This window comes from Paraperibacillus marinus, from assembly GCF_046237605.1.
GTDB lineage: Bacteria > Bacillota > Bacilli > Bacillales > DSM-1321 > Paraperibacillus > Paraperibacillus marinus.
In genome coordinates this window covers 1,198,786-1,213,805 of sequence record NZ_CP143542.1, presented here as the reverse complement: position 1 = coordinate 1,213,805, position 15,020 = coordinate 1,198,786, and the positions used below count along the sequence as shown (strand labels likewise).

Sequence of the window (15,020 nt, the reverse complement as noted above, 5' to 3'; positions counted from 1 at the left end):
TAGTGCAGACAATTTTTACATTGCCCAGGATGCCGGAGAACAGCAGAAAACAAATATGAGTTTTCTACTCACAACCCATTCACGGAAAGGAACTTGAGTAGAGCAGGGACAAACACAATAAGGCGGTGGAGCGGATTAAGACACACCAGGGGTGCTGGGAAAACACATGAGGTGCGCACCCAGCTGCAGGAAGATTTTTAATCCATGCAGCTCCGCCCCTTTTCCACAGAAAAAGGCTGCCATCTAAGCAGCAGCCTTCCTGGATTATTGTATTTTTTCGCCGCTCATAAAATCATAAGGAGTCAGCCCGCCCATGCCGATCATCGGGTCGGCAGACATCATAGATGCAATCATATTCTGGCTGTCATCTGTATCAGCAGACGGAACTTCTTTTTCGGCCATCGTTTTTTCCAGTCTTTCACAGAGGGTCGTTTTCCGCCCCAGTTCATTATTTCTCTCTATCCCGAGCCGCAGGGCTTCTTCCTCCCCGCAGAGTATGAGAAACTTTCTGCTCCTTGTGATTCCGGTATAAATCAAATTCCTCCTAAGCATCCTGTAATAGCTCTTAACCACAGGCATGATGACGATCGGAAATTCGCTTCCCTGTGCCTTGTGAATGGAACAGCAGTAGGCAAGGGTAATCTGCGATAGATCGGATTTGGTATACGTTATCTCAAGACCGTCAAAGGATACAATAACCATATCCTGCTTTTCCGTGTTCTCTTTAGCATATAGGATGGCCGCAATCTGGCCGATGTCCCCGTTATAGACACTGCTTTCCGGCTGGTTTACAAGCTGCAGCACTTTGTCCCCGACCCTGTAAGTAACATCTCCGAACGAGAGCTCCCTCTTTTTGCCGTCTTCATTCGGGTTCAAAATCCCCTGAATCAGGACATTCAGCCTGTCAATCCCGGCAGGTCCCCGGTACATGGGGGCAAGTACCTGTATATCGCGGGCTGAATAGCCTTTTTTCTTGGCGTTTTTAACCACCTTTTCAACCACTTCTGCAATCTGTGCGGCATTGCACGGAAAGAACGAGCGGTCCGGCTGTTGCCTGCGGATATCGCCTGGCAGCCTTCCCTGCTTGATTTCATGGGCAAGGCTTATGATGGAAGATCCATCGTCCTGACGGTATATATGCTGAAGCTGCACAGTCGGCACCTTGCCCGAGCGCAGCAGATCCTTCAAAACCTGACCCGGTCCGACCGATGGAAGCTGATCCTCATCCCCAACAAGAATAACCTGAATATGTTCAGGCAGTGCCTTGAACAGCTGATTAGCGAGCCAGGTATCTACCATGGACATTTCATCTATGATAAGAATCTTTCCGCCGATTGGATTGTTTTCATTATGAGTGAACTCGCCTGTTCCGTTCCAGCCGAGAAGTCGGTGAATAGTAACGGCAGGCAGTCCGGTTGATTCAGTCATCCTTTTGGCGGCACGCCCGGTAGGCGCAGCAAGGACAAATGGGAAGGGCTCTTCCTTTTTATAATCCCTGGGATCAAGCGATGCCCCGTGGAGCTCTGAATACAATTCCACGATGCCTTTAATGACTGTAGTTTTTCCTGTCCCCGGGCCGCCAGTGAGAATCAGCATGGGGGACATCAATGCAGTTTGAATGGCATCTTTTTGGGCAGAGGCATACTCTACCTCAATCCGCTCTTCAAGATTTCCCAGCGCCAGCAGGAATTCAGATTCAGGGAATTGATCTTCATAGTCTTCCTGTTCCAGGATTTTCTCTATTTTCCCGGCCAGTCCTCCCTCTGAGAAGTAGAGGGAAGGTGTATATATCCGCTCGTCCTCCACAATGATCTTGCCTTCTTCACCAAGCTTAATGATTTCAGCTGAAATATTGGTATATTCAATCACATCCCGCTTATTTTCCTCAAGCAGGGCTTTTACGCGCCGGAGAAGATGCTCCGTTTCAAGAAAAACATGGCCTTCCTGAAGGCAGTCATTTTCAAGAGTATACAGACAGGCTGCCTTAATCCGGTCCTCATGATTGCCGGCAATCCCAACCTGGAAGCCCAGTTCATCCGCGCGCCCGAAGCCGACACCCTCTATGTCCTCGACAAGCTGGTATGGATTCTTTTGTATAACAGACAGCGTTTCATGTTTATAGACCTGGTATATACGCATGGAAAGCTGCGGCCCGAAGCCAAGCTGATTCAGGCTGATGATTACCTTCTCCAGCCCCTGGTGCTCCATGAGATTGTCATATAGGTCTTTGGCTTTTTCCGGGTTCAGCTTGGGAATTGTATCAAGAAGGGAAGGGCTTTCCAGGATGCGGGAGATGGCATTTTCTCCAAGTGTGTCAACAATGCTCTCTGCGGTTTTCTTTCCGATCCCCTTGAAAAGCTCACTGGATAAATAATTGATAATTCCATCGCGTGTATGGGGCATATCCTTCCTGAAATGCTCCACATGAAATTGCTGCCCAAACTTGGGATGCTCCTTCATCGTGCCAAAAAAGATATATGTCTCGTGCTCGTGGATTCGGGGAAAGTATCCGGTGACGACCGCTTCTTTTTCATCATATTCCAGGTTGGTTTCGTCCAGGCGGATCCGGACAACTGAATAAAGATTCTGCTCGTTATGAAAGATGGTGACCAGATGCCGTCCCTTCATGAACATTTTGTCACCGTCTGCAAATAGATTTAATGAATCCTGCTGAAGCACGCTTCCCCCTCCTTCCCCTTATTTTTAATTCTGTTCTTCTTCCTCTTTTAGGATCAGCTCCATCTGCGCCTTTCCATGGGCAGCAAGAATATGATCCGGCTGTACTTCTACAGCCTTTTCCATCAGTTCCATTGCTTTGCGGACCTTTCCAGTAAGCGCGTAAGCTACTCCAAGATTATAATAGGCATCTCCATGCTCCGGGTCTTTTTCAAGCACAAGCGTAAGCTCGACAATTACCTCATCATAGAGTTCCGCATGGGCCAGGGTCAGCGCATATTGAAATCTTGCTTCTGCATCTTCCGGATTCAATTCAACGCTCCGCTTAAGATATGGCATGGCAAGCCTTGGCTGTTCAAGCTGCATGAGCGTAAGTCCAAGCATGAAGTAAGCATCGGAATTATCAAGTCCTGATTTTACCGCCTTTTCATACATGTCCTTTGCTTCCTTATATTTTTCTTTCTCAAAAAGCATACTTCCCAATGAGTAATAAGCCGCTGAGGCGTTCGGGTCGATTTCCAGCGCTTTATTGAAAAAGCCCACTGCACGGCTGTCTTCGCCCACCGCTGTCAGGACATTTCCAAAGTTAATATAACCGACTGGATCCTCCGGGCTTTCTTCAATGACTTCCGAAAACAGCTTGACCGCTTCTTCGTATTTGCCAGCCCTCATATATTCGATTCCCTGCATGTTTTTATCCATTATTTAACCACTCTCCATCATTTCTATAGTGAGTATAACATAACATAAAAAAATGGGCAGGCCCGCTTTCGGGCCTGCCTCTTTATCCTACATACGTTAGCTTTTCTTCTGATTTGAACACTTCATCGATTGTGCCGCCGCCCAGGCATTCTTCGCCGTCATAAAAGACAACAGCCTGTCCAGGGGTCACAGCCCGGATTGGCTGTTTGAAAAGGACTTCTGCCGTGCCGTCTCCATGACTCTTTACCGTTACTTCATTATCCGCCTGACGGTATCTGAATTTTGCCGTACATTCGAATGTCCCCGGCTTGTCCAGGCTGGATACCCAGCTCACATTGACCGCTTTGATTGAAGTCGAATATAAGCTGTCATGATCGAAGCCCTGCTCCACATAAAGAATATTTTTTTTCAGGTCTTTTCCGACTGCAAACCACGGTTCTCCGCTTCCGCCGATCCCAAGACCATGACGCTGGCCGATCGTATAATACATCAAGCCGTCATGCCTGCCTTTTTCTTCCCCGCTCAAGGTCTGCATTATGCCTGGCTGGGCTGGCAGATATCCGCTTAGAAATTCTTTAAAATTCCTTTCGCCGATAAAGCAGATGCCTGTGGAATCTTTTTTAGCTGCAGTCGCGAGATTTGCTTCCCGGGCTATTTCTCTAACCCTGGATTTCTCGATGCCCCCAAGCGGGAACATGACCTTTTCAAGCTGCTCCTGGGTGAGCTGGTTCAGGAAATAAGTTTGATCTTTATTTTGATCAATTCCTCTCAGCATCTTATATTCTCCGTCAATCTGCTCAACCCTGGCATAATGTCCGGTCGCGAGATAATCAGCGCCCAGATTGACCGCATGCTCAAGAAAGGCCTTGAATTTTATTTCTTTATTGCACATCACATCAGGATTCGGAGTGCGTCCTGCTTTATATTCATCCAGGAAATAGGTAAAAACTTTGTCCCAGTATTGTTTCTCGAAATTAACAGCATAGTAGGGAATGCCGATCTGGTTGCAGACACGGATTACATCATTGTAATCCTCAGTAGCTGTACAGACTCCATTTTCATCTGTATCATCCCAATTCTTCATAAAGATCCCTACAACATCATAGCCCTGCTGTTTTAATAGAAGCGCGGCAACGGAAGAGTCCACGCCTCCGGACATCCCCACGACCACCCGCGTTTCTTCAGGTGACTTTTTCATATTGCCACCCCTTTCTTTATATTAATGAGTCCTCAGGCGCTGAACGATTTTCACGGCTGTTCCTGCAGCCCTCTGGACTTCTTCTTCTGTATTTGTATAGCCGAAGCTGAACCGGATGGAATTATAAGGCCTTTCTGAGTCCTTTCCGAACATGGCCGTAAGGACGTGTGAAGGTTCAATCGAGCCTGCTGTGCATGCTGATCCGCTGGAAACAGCGATGCCTGCAAGATCAAGATTCATTAGCATCTGTTCCACATTGGTGCCTTCAAAGCTGATGTTTAATACATGAGCAAGAGCATACTCCGGATGGCCATTAATAGCAAATTTAATGCCTGCTTCCTGTAATGATCCGATGAGCGCATCCTTCATGGATTGATAGTTTGCCCTTTTTTCATCCGCGGATTCCTTTGCGATGCGAACAGCCTCCGCAAATGCCGCAATGGCCGGAACATTTTCGGTTCCCGCCCGCCTCTTTCTCTCCTGCTCACCGCCATAGCTTGCGGGGATGATCCTGGTGCCATCCTTTATATACAGGAAGCCTATTCCCTTAGGGCCATTTATCTTATGGGCGGAAACCGACATGGAGTCAATTCCCATGGCATTTACATCGATATGCTCGATCCCGTAGGCCTGGACAGCGTCTGTATGGAAGACGGCCCCCCGCTCTTTAGCAAGGCGGGCAAGCTCCCTGACCGGCTGGATGGTGCCTACCTCGTTATTCCCGTACATGATAGTCACAAGTATCGTATCATCCCTAAGCGCTTCTTTCAGACCGGCGGGAGAAACGAGGCCTGACTCATCTACCGGAAGGTACGTGACCTCAAATCCCTCCTTCTCCAGGAAGCGGCAGGTATTCAGGACCGCATGATGTTCCACACTGCTCGTGATGATATGCTTTCCGCGTCCGCTGTTCGCCCTTGCCGTCCCGATGATGGCCAGATTATCAGCTTCAGTACCTCCGCTGGTAAAAATAATTTCATTTTCCTTTGCTCCGATGCTCCTGGCAATGAAGGCTCTGGATTCATCCAGGATATGCCGTGCCTTCCTTCCAAATGAATGGATGCTGGATGGGTTGCCGAAGCTTGTCTCCATCGCCTCAGCCATCTTTTTAATTACATCGGGATGCATCGGTGAAGTGGCTGCATGGTCAAGATAAATATTTTCCAAATCGTTCCCCTCCTGTCAGGGATGTATAAAGGTATCCGCTATTAAACATAGGTTGTTTTCTCATATATTTTGACTATTGAACAAGAAAGTTGATTTCCGCTGCAGGCACTCGCTTTCCGCTCCAATCAACTGGGCTTAATGATTAAATCTCCCCCGGAAATCATCAAACAACAACAATCTTTTAGAAAAGATCCTAAATATAAAACATATAAGAATCAGTATTATCGTTATCTGAATAGCTTGCCAGATCCTGAAGGGTGGTGTTATCTAGTACATCTTTTACAGCATCGCGGATTTTTATCCACAATTCCCGCTTTGCCGGCTCTTCATCCTCTATTCCTTCCACCGGGCTGATCGGTCCTTCAAGGACACGGATGATATCACCGGATGTGATCTGTTCGGGGTCCCTCCCAAGCAGATAGCCGCCGTATGCCCCGCGTATGCTCTTGACAAGTCCTGCATTCCGGAGGGGAGCAATAAGCTGCTCCAGGTAATGCTCCGATAAGTTGTGCGTCTGTGCAATGGCCTTCAGGGAGGTCGGACCTTCCCCATGCTTTTTTGCCAGCTCAATCATAATTGTGAGGCCATATCGGCCTTTAGTCGAAATCTTCATTTTCTGCACCTCTGCATAAAGTTATAAAATCTATTCGTAGCGGGCTTTTCGCTATTGTTAAAATAATGGTCAAATGCACCTGAAATTATAGCATACCGCTGAATTCAATGCATTTTAAGTTTAACATAATGTATGGTAAAGTTAATAAAACAGCCAGATATATTGTGCTTGGCCTGTAATCGTTCACTCGGAGAGATATGATATGAGCATTAAACCGCTGGCCTTCAGAATGAGGCCCAAAAACATAGATGAAATCCTCGGACAGCAGCATCTCGTAGGGGAAGGCAAGATCATCAGGAGGATGGTCAGGGCTAAACAGCTGTCTTCCATGATCTTATACGGCCCTCCGGGTGTCGGGAAGACGTCCATTGCCTCTGCCATAGCCGGAAGCACAAAGTTTGCCTTCCGCACGCTGAACGCAGTGACGCATAATAAAAAAGACATGGAAATCGTCGCACAGGAGGCCAAAATGTCCGGCAGGGTCATTCTCCTCCTCGATGAAGTGCACCGGCTGGACAAAGCCAAGCAGGATTTTTTGCTTCCCCACCTGGAAAGCGGCGCCATCACCCTGATCGGTGCAACGACAAGCAACCCTTACCACGCCATCAATCCAGCCATCAGGAGCCGATGCCAGATCTTTGAGCTAAAGCCATTGGAGCCTGAGGATATCACGGCTGCCCTGAAACGGGCAGCTGCCGATGAGGAAAGGGGCCTTGGTTCGGTACGCACCCAGATTTCCGAAGATGCCTACCAGCATCTTGCCTCAGCCTCAAATGGGGATGTGAGGAGCGCCCTGAACGCGCTGGAGCTTGCCGTCCAGTCAACAGAGCCGGACGAAGAGGGAATTGTAACAGTCGATTTAAAAGCCGCTGAAGAATGTATCCAAAGAAAAAGCTTTTCCCATGACAAGGGCGGAGATGCCCATTATGATGTCCTGTCCGCGCTTCAAAAGTCCGTGCGCGGCAGTGATGTGAATGCCGCCATGCACTATCTCGGCAGGCTGATTGAGGCAGGCGATCTCGTCAGCATAGCAAGGAGGCTTGTGGTCATGGCTTATGAAGATATCGGTCTTGCCAATCCCCAGGCGGGGCCGCGGACGCTTTCAGCAGTGGAAGCGGCTGAACGGCTCGGGTTCCCCGAAGCACGGATTCCCCTTGCCAATGCCGTGGTGGAATTATGCCTGTCTCCAAAGTCCAACTCCGCTTATCTTGCGGTGGATGCAGCCCTCTCGGATATACGCGCCGGGAACTATGGGGAAGTGCCTGATCATCTGAAGGATGCTCATTATAAGGGAGCGAAGGATCTTGGACGCGGCACCGGTTATCTTTATCCGCATGATTATGAAAGCGGCTGGGTCAAGCAGCAGTACCTCCCGGACAAACTGGCCGGGAAGAAGTATTATAACCCAAGGAAAACCGGTAAATTCGAGCAGGCGCTGGGATCGGTATATGAAAAAATAGAAGGCACGGGCTCACTTCCGAGAGGAAAATAAGCCCGCGCCTTGCTTTACGAATGCCGGCAAAGCTTACTGAAAGCTCTCCCCGTTAACCCTTTGGATCTCAATGTCCTTCAAGATATCCCTTATGACCCAGCTCGCTGCAATCAACCCGGCGACCGATGGAACAAAAGCGTTTGATGAAGGCGGCATTTTTGCCTTCCTGATCGGAGCCTGGTCATTTCCTACTTCCTTGCGCACTTCTTCCCTGATCACAATCGGGCTTTCATCGGAGAAAATGACCGGAATCCCTTTTTTGATGCCTTCCTTCTTCAAGCGGGTACGGATTACCTTCGCAATCGGGTCTGTATGCGTTTTGGAGATATCAGCAATCTGGAACCGGGTAGGATCCATCTTATTGGCTGCACCCATGCTTGAAATGAGTTTAATATTCCGTTTCAGGCATTCCTTCATCAAGTGGATTTTATAAGAAATTGTATCCGAGGCATCGACTACATAGTCAAGTCCATAGCTGAAGAATTGTTCATACGTCTCTTCCGTATAAAACATTTTGAGAGATATCACTTCACAATCAGGATTGATATCTTTTATTCTTTCCTTCATTAAATCCGCTTTAAATTTTCCGACGGTAGATAAGAAGGCAATATTCTGCCGGTTGATGTTCGTGATATCCACATCATCCTTATCCACCAGGATCAGTCTCCCGACTCCGGACCTTGCGAGCGCTTCAGCTGCAAATGAGCCCACTCCCCCGATGCCAAGCACTGCCACTGTCGTGTTTTTCAGTATATCGAGCCCTTCTTTTCCTATCGCAAGCTCATTACGAGAAAATTGATGAAGCATCGTCTCACTCCAATGTATGTTTATCGTCTTAAATATACCATATATGTTCTCTTACACAAAAAAAAGAAATGGGAAACTACTCTGCAGTCCCTATTACCGGAAAATAGATCCCCGCTCACTTTGAAGCCAGTTTCAGCAGAACCGGCTTTCATCCGTACCAACAATGATAAAAACCCGTGCAATGGATGCGCGGGTTTTCATATCCGTATGTATTGTGCAAAGTCCCGATCGTGCCGTCAGTGCCATAGTTTTGAACCCGCTCTGAGCAGGTGGGTGCCCTGTTCCATGCATTTATAAGTCCTTTTCGAAAAAGGCATGTATGCAGCATGGAAACTCGTGCTCCCGAAACTATAAGTGTTCGGTCAAAACGTATAGAAGAAAAACGAACACATCAGGACTTTGCTATTGATGTAATTCTAACACAGGAGAATGACCGTTTCAAGAAATGCCTCCTGGGCCTTTACTCACTTTTTTCAAGATTGAGTGCAAGGCGCAGTTCATCGAGCTGGGCCTGGCTGACACGGTCAGGCGCTTTTGTCAGAAGGTCGCTCGCGCTTGCTGTCTTAGGGAAAGCAATGGTATCCCTGAGATTTGACCGGCCTGCAAGAAGCATGACCAGCCTGTCGAGGCCAAGTGCGATTCCTCCATGCGGCGGTGTCCCATATTCAAAGGCTTCAAGCAGGAATCCAAACTGTTCTTTTGCTTCTTCCTGCGAGAAACCAAGAACCTCAAACATTTTCATTTGAACATCGCTTTCAAATATCCGGATCGAGCCACCGCCAAGCTCATACCCGTTCAATACAAGGTCATAAGCCTGCGCCTTCACACTGCCCGGGTCTGTATGAAGCAGGTCCAATTCTTCCCGGACAGGCATCGTGAACGGATGGTGTGCAGCGAAATACCGGTCGAGCTCTTCGTCATATTCAAGCAGCGGCCAGTCTGTGACCCAGAGAAAATTGAATTTGCTTTCATCAATCAGGCCTAATTCTTTTCCAAGCTTCAGCCTGAGAGCACCCAATGCATCGGCTGTGACATTTTTTTTGTCAGCCACAAACAAAAGAAGATCTCCAGTTTCAACGGCCAATGCTTCTTTAAGCTGTCCCTGTTCTTCTTCTCCGAAGAATTTCGCGATAGGTCCCTTAAGTCCATCTTCCTCGGCCTTCAGCCAGGCAAGGCCTTTTGCTCCATAGATGGAAGCAAATTCACCAAGCGAATCAATATCCTTGCGTGAATAATTGCCTGCGGCACCTTTGGCATTGATTGCCTTCACCTCGCCGCCGGCATCAACTGTTCCGGAGAACACTTTAAAGCCGCTGTCCATTACTAATCCGGATACATCAGTCAGCTTCATTTCAAATCGGGTGTCCGGCTTATCAGAGCCATAATCCTTCATGGCATCGGCATAGGTGATGCGCGGCAGCGGAAGAGAAAGTTCTACTCCCTTTACCTCTTTCATAACCTTGTACATCATCTGTTCGGACAGATGGATGATATCCTCCTGGCTCATGAAGCTTGTTTCAATGTCAATCTGCGTGAATTCCGGCTGCCTGTCTGCACGGAGGTCTTCATCCCTGAAGCAGCGGGCAATCTGGTAGTACCGCTCGAATCCTGAAACCATCAGCATCTGCTTGAATAGCTGCGGCGACTGGGGCAGTGCATAAAAACCGCCCTCATGTACACGGCTTGGCACAAGATAGTCACGGGCACCCTCAGGTGTGCTCTTAGTCAGGATAGGAGTTTCAATATCAAGGAACCCTTCTTGATCCAGGAAATCCCTTACTGCCTTTGTAACCTGGTGGCGCATCTTAAAGGTTTCATACATCACCGGGCGGCGAAGATCAAGATATCGGTATTTAAGCCGGATATCTTCTGCAACTTCCGTGCTGTCGGCAATCACGAATGGAGGGTTCTTGGCTTCATTCAGGATGTTAACACTCTCAGCCTGGACCTCAATTTTTCCCGTCTTCATATTCGGGTTAATGGTCCCTTCGGCACGGGCAGCGACTGTACCTTGGATATCCAGTACATACTCATTCCGGATCGACTCTGCTGTCAGCAGGGCATCCTGCGAATGATCAGGATTAAATACCACCTGGACAATCCCTGAGCGGTCACGCAGGTCGATGAATATAAGCCCGCCAAGATCGCGGCGCTTCTGTACCCAGCCCTTAAGGCTGACTTTTTCGCCAATAGCTTGTTCTGTTACTTCTCCACAAAAATATGATCTGCCAAACATTACTTTTCCTCCCTTATCCTTGAAGCCTTCTGAATTCTTCTGAGAATGACGCCAGGCTTACCACCGTCTGCTCCCCTGTTTCCATGTTCTTGAGGCTGATTTCATTCTTCTTCAGCTCATCGTCGCCCAGGACAGCTGTAAATCTTGCTTTTTGCCGGTCAGCAGCCTTGAACTGGGCCTTCACTTTACGATCCAGATAATCACGGTCTGCAGAAAAGCCTTCATTCCTCAGCTGCTGTACGAGCTTTACCGTATAATCCTTCGCGTCCTCACCAAGGGAGACAAAATAGCAGTCAAGGCCCTCAGCTATCGGAAGCTCAACTCCTTCGGCCTCCAGAGCGGAAATCAGGCGCTCGATGCTTAGTCCAAAACCAATCCCCGGAGTCTCCGGCCCCCCAAGGTCCTCAACCAGCCCGTTATAGCGCCCTCCCCCGCATAGGGTAGTGATGGCACCAAAGCCTTCTGCCTCGCTCATCACCTCAAAAGCAGTGTGATTATAATAATCCAGTCCACGCACAAGCGTTGGATCTACTATATATTCAATTTCTATTTGGGACAGATATTTCTTCACTTTTTCAAAATAAGCTGCCGAAGCTTCATTGAGGTACTCCAGGATGGACGGAGCCGAATTCATCAGCTCATGGCCCCTATCCTTTTTGCAGTCAAGAATCCGCATCGGATTTTTCTCAAGCCTTCCCTGGCAGTCTGAACAAAATTCATTGATCCTCGGGGCGAAGTGACCGATCAGCGCTTCGCGGTGTTTTGTCCTGCTTTCCTTATCCCCGAGGCTGTTTATTACTAATTTTATTTTTTTCAAGCCGAGTTCCTCATAAAGGTTCATGACCAATGAAATGACTTCCGCGTCCATTGCCGGATCCGCACTCCCAAGGGCTTCCACCCCAAATTGGACGAATTGCCGGTATCGTCCGGCCTGCGGGCGTTCATATCTGAACATGGGTGCAAGATAGAATAACTTGACCGGCTGATTTGCAAGTCCGAACATTTTATTTTCTACAAATGAACGGACTACCGGAGCCGTTCCCTCCGGGCGCAATGTAAGATCCCTGCCCCCTCTGTCCTGGAAGGTGTACATTTCCTTTTGGACGATATCCGTTGTGTCTCCCACACCTCTTAGAAATAACTCTGTATGCTCAAAAAGCGGGGTTCTTATTTCTGAGTATTGATATCTTCTGCTTAACTCTCTTGCTTTGCTTTCAATATACTGCCAGATTTCTACCTGTCCTGGCAGGATATCCTGTGTTCCCCGCGGAATCTGTATAGACATATAGCCCAATCCTTTCCTTTTTGCTTTTATCTTTCTGCAGGAGAGAACGTGTAAGGCGGCCGGGAATGCATGAAAAAATAAAAAAACCCTCGGTCCCCTGTAATAAATTACAAGGGACGAGAGTTTATATTCCCGTGGTGCCACCCTGGTTGAAGCATAAATGCTGCTTCCACTTTTAACAGTTAACGCCTGCATACGTTCATCCCCTACTAAGTCATCCTTTTCAGGGCGAAGCCTACGGAGTGTTCTTTCATTAAGCCATCAGTAGAAATGCTTTCAGCCGCGGCATTTCCTCTCTTGTCATCCGGTTCTTAATTACTCTTCCCCATCATTGGTTTAAGCCAATATGTATTTTCATTTATTAAATAATAATACGTACGAGCATTTTCAATGTCAAGGTATTTATGATCTTTCCAGGCGTTTTTTCAAATTCTTTACGCCCCTGACATTTAATCCAAACTCGGATGCGAGTTCCACCATGGAGGAACTTTCCTCTTTCTGGATGAAATCATGAAAGTCCACACCGAATAATTGAGCACTGCCGTTTCCGCTGTGCCGGTTTTTATCACTGTATCTCATTTGGCTGCCTCCTGTCATCATGTGCCGAAATCTCTCGTTAATCCTAGCCTTTCCCAATCCATTGAATTATTTTCATTTTCTTGAAAGGTTTTTTTATTTGCGGGATAGAAAGAGAAATAAAGCAAAAGTCAGGGGGATTCATGTGAATAAACTTTTTCCAATATTTCTTTCGCTGCTGGTGGCTGCTGCATCATCAGCCCCGTCCATTTCTGCTGAGCAGCCTGGCACAGTCCTTGGAGCGCTATCGTGGGCGGCGGGATGGGCAGAATGGGGGTTAGGGGCAGACGGCACCCCAAAAGGAAATGAATCCAGAAGAATAGCCGCTGTCGCAGCAGATACTCTGCGCATCCGCAGTGGGCCCGGGGCAAAATTTGGGGTCATCGGTAAGCTTACGCGCGGAACCCGGGCGGTGATTTTGGATCAGAATGACAAATGGTTCAGGATTCAAACCGGCAATCTTACCGGCTGGGCGGCCGCAGAATTTCTGGAAGAGGACCATCAAGGAACTTCACCTGGAGGCGGCAGGGGGGGCCGTGCAGTCATCCTGATTGATTCTCTGAATGTAAGAACATCCCCTTCCACATCAGCCAGTATTATCGGCAATATAAAGCACGGGGAAACAGCCGCGGTCACCGGCTTGGCAGGCGATTGGCTGGAAATCCAATACAAAGGGGAGTCCGGGTGGATATCCAGGGAATATGCCAGGCTGGAGCAGGGTACTAAATCCCAGCCTGCAGAAGATGAGAAAAATGAGGAACATCCTCCTTCCGGAACTGCACTCATTGAGGCAGACAGCCTCCAGGTAAGGAGTCAGCCTTCCCTGGATGGCAGGGCTATAGGAACGATTTACAGAGGTTCCTCTTATCCCATCCTGGACAAAGAAAACGGCTGGATCAAGCTCCAATATGAACAGGGCAAGAAGGGCTGGGCAGCTGGATGGCTCACACAGACCAAGGGGGACAGCCCGCATGATGCCATGCCTGAAAAACTTAAAATCAAGATTCTGTATGACCGGACAGACTTAAGGAAAAATCCAGACTCTGCAGGCAAAATAGTAAAAAGAGCCAAGAAGGGGGAAATATATAAAGTCTCAGCCATCCAAGGTAATTGGTACGAAATTCTGCTGAAGGATGAGAGCAGGGCGTATGTCGCGGGCTGGATGGCAGACCGCCTGAGCGGGCCTGTGCCAAAGAAAACAGGGGCGGAGAAAATTTTGAAACACAAAGTGATCGTGATTGACCCGGGACACGGCGGCAGGGACAAGGGCACTACAGGGACAGGAGGAACATTTGAAAAGGATGTCACCTTATGGACGGCACTTCTCGTTTATGACCGCTTGAGAGCTGCGGGCGCTGAGGTCATCCTTACTAGAACACTGGATACATTTATAGAATTAGGTGCGAGGGTGGATATATCCCATATCAAGAACGCCGATGCCTTCATAAGCATCCATTATGACAGTGCGGACGGATCGAACAGCCAGGGCTTTACCTCGTTCTATAACTATGGAAATCAAAAAACATTGGCAGAAGAACTGCACTCTTCCCTCGCCTCCCTGCTGCCATTCCCGGACCGGGGAGTCCGCCAGGAAAACTATCATGTCCTCCGCGAAAACAAGCAGCCGGCTGCCCTGCTGGAACTCGGCTATCTAAGCAATCCCGCCGAGGAGCTGGCCATCCTGGACAGCAGTTTCCAAAAACAGGCTGCTTCAGCTATATTTGACGGGCTGGCCCGTTATTTTGAAAAACAGGCGCAAACGAAAAATTAAACAAAAAAAACAGGCTCCTATTCTTTAGGAACCTGGCTGATTATTTATCTTTACTATCCAGAATCAATGTCACCGGCCCGTCATTCACCAGGCTCACTTCCATCATAGCCCCGAATTGGCCCGTTTCAACCGCGGCCCCTTTTTCCCGCAGCATGGAGTTAAAGGTATCATAAAGAGGCTCTGCCTTTTCAGGTCTGGCGGCATTCATGAAATTGGGCCTTCTTCCTTTTCTGGAATCTCCATAAAGTGTGAATTGGGAAATGGAAAGAATGGAACCGCCAGTATCAAGCAGAGATAGATTCATTTTTTCATTTTCGTCTTCAAAAATCCGGAGATTCACTATTTTTTCAGCCAGATACGCTGCGTCAGCTTCTGTATCCTCATGCGTTATACCCGCCAGGAGGACCAGCCCGCTCTCAATCTCACCGGCAATCTTCCCGGAAACGGAGACGGAAGCCCTTTTCGACCTCTGCAATACCACTTTCATTGTAAGACTC

The 15,020-nt window shown here is 48.3% G+C and carries 12 protein-coding genes, 1 other RNA gene and 1 other annotated feature; of the genes, 2 read left to right on the top strand and 11 right to left on the bottom strand.

What is annotated here, in order from left to right; translation table 11 throughout:
- Positions 1 to 264: 264 nt before the first annotated feature.
- The 5 genes from V1498_RS06030 to cymR all read right to left on the bottom strand — a co-directional run bounded on the left by V1498_RS06030 (position 265) and on the right by cymR (position 6,356).
- Positions 265 to 2,679 carry an ATP-dependent RecD-like DNA helicase gene (locus V1498_RS06030; RefSeq protein WP_409297524.1) on the bottom strand — a complete coding sequence of 805 codons (2,415 nt, stop codon included), beginning with the start codon at positions 2,677 to 2,679 and terminating at the stop codon, positions 265 to 267.
- 24 nt (positions 2,680 to 2,703) lie between these two features.
- On the bottom strand, positions 2,704 to 3,378 hold the full coding sequence (locus V1498_RS06025; RefSeq protein ID WP_409297523.1) for a tetratricopeptide repeat protein: 675 nt from the start codon (positions 3,376 to 3,378) through the stop codon (positions 2,704 to 2,706).
- An 82-nt stretch (positions 3,379 to 3,460) separates the two neighbouring features.
- Positions 3,461 to 4,576: a tRNA 2-thiouridine(34) synthase MnmA gene (gene mnmA / locus V1498_RS06020; RefSeq protein WP_409297521.1), complete on the bottom strand. Its 1,116-nt coding sequence runs from the start codon at positions 4,574 to 4,576 to the stop codon at positions 3,461 to 3,463.
- A 21-nt stretch (positions 4,577 to 4,597) separates the two neighbouring features.
- Positions 4,598 to 5,743 (bottom strand): cysteine desulfurase family protein, encoded by a 1,146-nt coding sequence (locus V1498_RS06015; RefSeq protein ID WP_409297519.1) that lies wholly within the window; start codon positions 5,741 to 5,743, stop codon positions 4,598 to 4,600.
- Between the two features lie 193 nt (positions 5,744 to 5,936).
- Complete coding sequence (gene cymR, locus V1498_RS06010) at positions 5,937 to 6,356, bottom strand: cysteine metabolism transcriptional regulator CymR (RefSeq protein WP_409289446.1); 420 nt, start codon at positions 6,354 to 6,356, stop codon at positions 5,937 to 5,939.
- Between the two features lie 202 nt (positions 6,357 to 6,558).
- Between cymR and V1498_RS06005 the strand changes: the two genes are divergently transcribed.
- A complete protein-coding gene (locus tag V1498_RS06005; protein WP_409297517.1) occupies positions 6,559 to 7,848 on the top strand; it encodes a replication-associated recombination protein A in 1,290 nt (429 codons plus the stop codon).
- A 33-nt stretch (positions 7,849 to 7,881) separates the two neighbouring features.
- On the opposite strand, the gene V1498_RS06000 is transcribed toward V1498_RS06005, so the two are convergent.
- From V1498_RS06000 to V1498_RS05980, 5 genes are all read right to left on the bottom strand, one after another.
- Positions 7,882 to 8,655, bottom strand: coding sequence for a ThiF family adenylyltransferase (locus tag V1498_RS06000; RefSeq protein WP_409297515.1), 774 nt, complete (start codon positions 8,653 to 8,655; stop codon positions 7,882 to 7,884).
- A gap of 217 nt (positions 8,656 to 8,872) precedes the next feature.
- Positions 8,873 to 9,056, bottom strand: a non-coding RNA gene (ssrS, locus tag V1498_RS05995) — 6S RNA.
- Between the two features lie 59 nt (positions 9,057 to 9,115).
- Complete coding sequence (aspS, locus tag V1498_RS05990) at positions 9,116 to 10,891, bottom strand: aspartate--tRNA ligase (RefSeq protein WP_409297513.1); 1,776 nt, start codon at positions 10,889 to 10,891, stop codon at positions 9,116 to 9,118.
- A gap of 13 nt (positions 10,892 to 10,904) precedes the next feature.
- Positions 10,905 to 12,176, bottom strand: coding sequence for a histidine--tRNA ligase (gene hisS, locus V1498_RS05985; RefSeq protein ID WP_409297512.1), 1,272 nt, complete (start codon positions 12,174 to 12,176; stop codon positions 10,905 to 10,907).
- 109 nt (positions 12,177 to 12,285) lie between these two features.
- Positions 12,286 to 12,517 (bottom strand) — a binding site (T-box leader).
- Positions 12,518 to 12,578: 61 nt separating this feature from the next.
- Entirely contained in the window at positions 12,579 to 12,755 is a 177-nt protein-coding gene (locus V1498_RS05980) for a hypothetical protein (RefSeq protein WP_409297510.1), read from the bottom strand.
- Between the two features lie 142 nt (positions 12,756 to 12,897).
- Here V1498_RS05980 and V1498_RS05975 point away from each other — a divergent pair, with 142 nt between their 5' ends.
- Complete coding sequence (locus tag V1498_RS05975; protein WP_409297508.1) at positions 12,898 to 14,523, top strand: N-acetylmuramoyl-L-alanine amidase; 1,626 nt, start codon at positions 12,898 to 12,900, stop codon at positions 14,521 to 14,523.
- Between the two features lie 40 nt (positions 14,524 to 14,563).
- Here the strand turns inward: V1498_RS05975 and dtd are convergent, their stop codons facing one another.
- On the bottom strand, positions 14,564 to 15,010 hold the full coding sequence (gene dtd, locus V1498_RS05970) for a D-aminoacyl-tRNA deacylase (protein WP_409297507.1): 447 nt from the start codon (positions 15,008 to 15,010) through the stop codon (positions 14,564 to 14,566).
- Between the last annotated feature and the right edge of the window lie 10 nt (positions 15,011 to 15,020).

What these genes read in the sequence shown, in the direction of transcription:
- dtd (WP_409297507.1), bottom strand. Translation starts at nt 15,010, where the DNA reads ATGAAAGTGGTATTGCAGAGGTCGAAAAGGGCTTCCGTCTCCGTTTCC.
- hisS (WP_409297512.1), bottom strand. Translation starts at nt 12,176, where the DNA reads ATGTCTATACAGATTCCGCGGGGAACACAGGATATCCTGCCAGGACAG.
- aspS (WP_409297513.1), bottom strand. Translation starts at nt 10,891, where the DNA reads ATGTTTGGCAGATCATATTTTTGTGGAGAAGTAACAGAACAAGCTATT.
- V1498_RS06025 (WP_409297523.1), bottom strand. Translation starts at nt 3,378, where the DNA reads ATGGATAAAAACATGCAGGGAATCGAATATATGAGGGCTGGCAAATAC.
- mnmA (WP_409297521.1), bottom strand. Translation starts at nt 4,576, where the DNA reads ATGAAAAAGTCACCTGAAGAAACGCGGGTGGTCGTGGGGATGTCCGGA.
- V1498_RS06000 (WP_409297515.1), bottom strand. Translation starts at nt 8,655, where the DNA reads ATGCTTCATCAATTTTCTCGTAATGAGCTTGCGATAGGAAAAGAAGGG.
- V1498_RS05980 (WP_409297510.1), bottom strand. Translation starts at nt 12,755, where the DNA reads ATGAGATACAGTGATAAAAACCGGCACAGCGGAAACGGCAGTGCTCAA.
- cymR (WP_409289446.1), bottom strand. Translation starts at nt 6,356, where the DNA reads ATGAAGATTTCGACTAAAGGCCGATATGGCCTCACAATTATGATTGAG.
- V1498_RS06005 (WP_409297517.1), top strand. Translation starts at nt 6,559, where the DNA reads ATGAGCATTAAACCGCTGGCCTTCAGAATGAGGCCCAAAAACATAGAT.